Below are 4,003 nucleotides of genomic sequence, written 5' to 3' on the forward strand. Positions count from 1 at the left end.
GTGTGGCGGGCCGCGCCGGACATGCCTTCGCGCTTGCGCCGGCGCGCGGACTGCGCTTCGTTCTGGTCACACGGCCATACTCCACGGGGCCGGGAAACAGGCGCATGACCCGTATAGTCCTGATCGGCAACTGCCAGATCGAAGCCATGCTCGGCTTCTACCGCCAGTTCGCCGCGATCAGCCGCGATCAGCACATCACCTATATCCCGTTCGGTGTGTAAGTAACCGACGTTATACCTGCGCCCGTCTCCGACGCGATAGCACAAACTAATAATGGCGTCCCATTCCGAAGTCGTGAACCGAAAATCTAAAGGATTCCCATGACTGCCACGAAGGACAAAATTGTCGAGCTTCTATGGCGGGGCCGCGATCCCTTCTTGGGATTTCCCGAACATCTTTTTGAGTATGACGCGCAGGGCTGGTTCTCTGGCCACCACTACCTGACGGAAACGATAAACCATCTATCCGATAATCCGGTTATTGTTGAAGTCGGCGTTTGGAAAGGCGGATCAGTGATTACGATGGCCGAGAAGCTCAAAGCTTCCGGCATAAACGGTGTTGTAATTGCGATAGATACTTGGCTTGGGGCGTGGGACCACTGGATCCTGGACGATTGGTTCCCACACCTTGCAGTAAGTCACGGTCGCCCGTCGATGCAGAGTAAGTTTATGAGCAATATAATGCATCATAAACTGTCTGATGTCGTTGTGCCGTTTCCACTAGATTCGCTTAATGCGAAGAACGTGCTCCAGCATTACGATATTCAAGTGGACATGATCCATATAGACGGTGCTCACGACTACGATTCGGTTGCAGCCGATCTAAAGTGTTGGTGGCCGCTATTAAAAGAGGGCGGCTTTCTCATAGCGGACGATTATCACGAATTGAATTGGCCAGAAGTCAAGCGCGCTGTTGATGACTTTTTCGGTGACATGGGAATTGACTTTGAACACACCGACAATAAGTGCAGGGTAAAAAAAAAGACTCACCTAGCTGAGGTGGCGGTCACGCAGCGCACGAAAGTTCCTGCCCTTTTCCAGCCCACGCAGAGCAATCGGCGTCCAACGAGCAATCGGGCCGCGATCCTAATCCGAACGCACAAATGGGACGGCAAAGTGTCGTCGCTTGTCAGGCAGGTTACGTCCGAAGCACGAAACTACGACATATACCTGCTTTATGATGTCACGCATGCACCAGTCGATCCGGCTGTCTATGAGAAATCGGGTCTTAAGTCTGACAATATTGTAACAATATCGGAAAAAGACTGCATCGAGAGCGGGTTCTACAGCCGACCTGGACTCATGTTTTATCACTGTGGCGACATCGCGCTTAGTCACGCGATGAATCTGCTGCCAAGATATGACTACTATTGTATGATCGACTGGGACTTGGCCCTATCATCTGGAAATGATGGATTCTTCGCTGGTCTTTTTGACAGGATCCTCGATGGCGCTGAGACCGTCGATTTTGTAGGCGTTAATCTTCGGCCGTGTACCGATGGCGCTTGGTATGAGCACGCGAAGACGCTATTTGCAGATAGCGATTGCTACTATGCCTACTTTCCTTTGATATTATTATCTCGGCGGCTCCTCAAAACCGTCTGTGCCGCAAGGTTGCTTCACGCAACGGTGCAACCGACTGGTGTCGAGTTCGTGAATGGAGAGATGTTCGTCCCCTCCCTTGCTGCGGCGGGCGGCTTCGTCATCCGTGACCTTCATCACTATCACCCGAAGGCTTACAGCGCCGAGACAATAGCAATGAATACGGGAGCCGAGCGGGTGGGCGCTCCTCTCGATAGCATTGATGTGGTTGCCGACGGCGTCGCAATGATCCATCCGGTTTTCACGTTGCCGGAATTCTTTAGGCGCGTGGAACAGAGGTTTCTGAGCAGCGCACAGGGAATCGACGCGGATGGGTTGGAGAGCTGTCTTCGGGGGCCCGAATGGTCGACGGTTCCAAACAATATGATAGTGAAACTGAGAGAGCTCGCGGGAGGGACGCTCAGTGGCAACTTGGCTGGCACGATGTCAAATCAAGATGACATTCGAGAGCTTATGCTGGCCTTTGAGAGCCTTGGCGGATGCGGTCACGGTTGCGAGTTTGGCTTATTGCAAAGGCAATTCGGTGCAGAGCCTTTGGGGCTGTTGCGGTGGGCTGATCTCGGTCACGATCTACTCACCGCCGCTCTCAACGCCCGCTTCGAAGGCGTCGGCGATCCCGAGTTTACCGAGGTATTCATGCCAGAGGGTGATGTCTGGCAGGAATGGTGGACGCGTGACACGCGGTACTGGATGGCGATGCGGACGTTCGTGAAGATTGAGGATGTCTCGCGCGAGGACATGCGCGTTTTGGTGTCCAAGCGGCAGAAGTACCTGCGTGACAAGCTTCTTTCAGACCTTGCAGACGGCAGTAAGATATTCGTCTTTAAGAATATGTTTCGGAATCTTAGCGACGGTGAACTACAGCAACTTCACCGGGCTATCAGAGCATACGGCGATAATAGGTTTCTGTATATTGCTTACGAAGACCGCGAGCACCCAAATGGGACCGTAGAGGTTCGTGCGCCGGGCTTATTGGTCGGCTACATAGATCACTTCCACTTCTCACCGAGAAATGAACAGCTCGAACCGGCGACAGAATCGTTGGTACGGCTGTGCCGGGCGGCACGGCGAATTGCGGCAGCCTAACAGCCTAGCCAGGAGTAGACGAACGATGCCGCGGCTAATCGCTTTCTTCGGAAACTGTCAATCCGGCAGTCTTTGTACCCTGTATGAACGATGCGTTGTACCCATAACGGGCGACCGGGTCGCATATATCGCATCGTATTCGGATCTCGACTCCTCTGGGGCTGATACAGTCGCAAGCGCCGATATATTGGTTAACCAAGTCCTGGATTTTGCGCCCGACCCACGTCAGGTCTCGGCTAGTACGCGCGTTGTGCTGGTACCGCATGTAGCAGCACCTTTTCTTTGGCCGTGTAGCGGTACTCCGCATCCGTCGAATAGCCCGGCTCCCTACCTAGACCCCAGCGGTCCCTATGATGCGGAACTAGGCGACTCGTTCCTCAACAAACTGATCGCGCAGAATGTACCCCCTGAATTGGCCGTCTTCGAATATCTCGCAGCAGATATCCCGAGACTGCGTCAGGTCGATCGTATGCGTGAAATCGCTCTGGATAGGCAGCGAATGCGCGATCAAGCCTGCGGTGGTTATGGCGTAGCGGACTTGATTGATTCCCGCATCGCCTCCGAGAAGCTGTTTTGTACAGTGAATCACCCGGAGAGGATGCTTGCGCTGAGGCTTGCGGCAGAAGTTTTCGAGCGTATCGGCGTGCCGGGCGAATGCCTAGACGCCGTCGAAGCATATACCGACAGACTGTTTCCCCCGAACGAGGCGCCTATTCATCCGGCAGTAGCACGGCATTTCGGCTTGTCCTACGCTGACGCCAATACGCGCTATCGCTTCTTTGATGAGGGACGGTTTACGTTCACGGAGTACGCACACCGGTATATGAACTACGCGTGGAATCCTGATTTGCCCTTTGGCATGCACCTAGCTCGCGAAGGTCAGCACGAGCAAGCGATCGAGGTTCTGCAGCGAGCCGTGGAAGCGTCTCCTGGCTCTGCTGCTGGCCGCGCAGTACTGGCTGACCTACTGGCCGACCGCGGCGAAATCGCCGAGGCCGCAAAACTAGCGAAGCGGGCTGCCGAACTCGAGCCTACTGACGCACACATAAACGCTCGAGCAGCACATATTCATAAGCTGTGGGCGCAGGCTATCCAACAATAGCGGTGTGACGGCGGGACAGCTGATGACCTAACGTAGCATCCGCAACGCATGCACCGCCATCCCGAGCGGCCGGTCGTCGTTGTCATGCGCGCCCAGCGCCCGTGGGGACAGCCAGCTGCGCGGGCGGAACGTCACCGCGACGCGGCCGGCGGCATAGGCGGCGGCGGGGATGGGCACGCGGCGGATGCCGCGGTTCTCGGCGGCGGTGAAGGCA

General features: G+C 55.4%; 4 protein-coding genes. 3 read left to right on the plus strand and 1 reads right to left on the minus strand.

Annotation, left to right across the window (positions count from 1 at the left end; genetic code table 11):
* The 3 genes from B8460_RS23085 to B8460_RS14695 all read left to right on the plus strand — a co-directional run.
* Positions 1-221: hypothetical protein (locus B8460_RS23085; RefSeq protein WP_048862364.1), on the plus strand; the 221-nt coding region annotated here is incomplete at its 5' end.
* A gap of 99 nt (positions 222-320) precedes the next feature.
* On the plus strand, positions 321-2,687 hold the full coding sequence (locus B8460_RS14690; protein WP_084623688.1) for a class I SAM-dependent methyltransferase: 2,367 nt from the start codon (positions 321-323) through the stop codon (positions 2,685-2,687).
* 25 nt (positions 2,688-2,712) lie between these two features.
* Positions 2,713-3,789, plus strand: a complete 1,077-nt coding sequence (locus B8460_RS14695; protein WP_158322875.1) for a WcbI family polysaccharide biosynthesis putative acetyltransferase — start codon at positions 2,713-2,715, stop codon at positions 3,787-3,789.
* Between the two features lie 27 nt (positions 3,790-3,816).
* Here the strand turns inward: B8460_RS14695 and B8460_RS22100 are convergent.
* Positions 3,817-4,003: hypothetical protein (locus B8460_RS22100; protein WP_048862365.1), on the minus strand; the 187-nt coding region annotated here is incomplete at its 5' end.

The organism is Acidisphaera rubrifaciens HS-AP3 (genome assembly GCF_000964365.1).
In the GTDB taxonomy this organism is placed as follows: domain Bacteria; phylum Pseudomonadota; class Alphaproteobacteria; order Acetobacterales; family Acetobacteraceae; genus Acidisphaera; species Acidisphaera rubrifaciens.